Raw genomic sequence first — 1,201 nt, forward strand, 5'->3', positions numbered from 1 at the left:
CGACCTTGTATCTCTCCTGGAACTGAGGTTAGCTACCTCTGTTCCGATGAGTCTGGTGATGTTGATTCCGACCTTAGCACTTGATGCTGTCTTGTAGATGAACGCCCAGACTCTTTTATTCTCATACATTGAATGGTATCCAAGCACCTGTTTTCAGTGATGCTGTATGTACAAGGGTAGTGAGAGATGCATTATATCGGTATTGATGTCAGTAAAGCGAAGCTCGATTGTTGCTGGCTACGTGATGTAGAAAAAAATAAGTTCAAAACCAAAGTATTTAAGAACAGTGCCACAGACTGTAACGCGTTGAATACATGGCTAAAAGCACAGACAAAGGCTGAGCCTGATGAGATTACCGTGTTGATGGAGGCAACCGGTATCTACCATGAAAATCTTGCTTATTATCTTTTTGAGCACGGTTATCAGGTCTGTGTTGTTAACCCGGCCCGAACCAAAGAATTTGCATCCAGTCTGGGCAATACTCACAAGACAGATACCAAAGACAGCCAGATATTAGCTCTCTATTGCCACAGAATGCATCCTGAACTTTGGCAGCCGGAACGCCCGGAAATTCGTGAGCTAAAAGCACTTCTGGCACGTTTAGAGGCATTGGAGACAGACTTAAACCGCGAGACTAATCGCTTGGAGAAGGCCGAGTTTAACTGTTCGTCAGAGCGTGTCATTGAGTCATTAAACCTGATGATCGAACAGCTAAAAGCGGAGAAAAAGCGGCTTGAAGATGATATAGACAACCACATTGGCCGCTACCCACAGTTGAGAAAAGATCGTCAGTTAATGGAAAGCATCCCGGGCGTAGGGCCGATAATCTCTCGCTTAATGCTCAGCATTTTGCACAGTCGTTCATTCAGAACAGCGGGGCAAGTTGCTGCATTTTTAGGGCTAGTACCCCGAATACAGCAGTCTGGGCAATGGAAAGGCCGTAGCCGTCTAAGTAAACAAGGGCCCGCTAATGTCAGAGCAAAGCTGTATATGGCCGCAGTTGTTTGTTTGAGATATAACCCGGATATCCAGGCGCAATGCCAGCGCCTTATGGAAAACGGCAAAAGCAAAATGCAGGCTTTAGGAGCCGGAATGCGTAAGTTGGTACAGATTTGTTTTGGCGTTGTAAAACATCAAAGCGAATACCGCCCGCAAGTGGTTAGCTAACCCTTTACGGACGGTTCGGAGAGATGGTATCTAC

1 protein-coding gene is annotated in these 1,201 nt (G+C 46.0%); it reads left to right on the top strand.

Translation table 11 applies throughout. From position 1 onward, the window contains the following. Window positions 1–186 precede the first annotated feature (186 nt). A complete protein-coding gene (locus BTA35_RS16395) occupies window positions 187–1,167 on the top strand; it encodes an IS110 family RNA-guided transposase (RefSeq protein WP_078320897.1) in 981 nt (326 codons plus the stop codon). Window positions 1,168–1,201 lie beyond the last annotated feature (34 nt).

It is taken from the genome of Oceanospirillum linum (assembly GCF_001995095.2).
In the GTDB taxonomy this organism is placed as follows: domain Bacteria; phylum Pseudomonadota; class Gammaproteobacteria; order Pseudomonadales; family Halomonadaceae; genus Oceanospirillum; species Oceanospirillum linum.

Excerpts from the sequence above, each read along its gene's own strand:
- BTA35_RS16395 (WP_078320897.1), top strand. The coding sequence starts at position 187 with ATGCATTATATCGGTATTGATGTCAGTAAAGCGAAGCTCGATTGTTGC.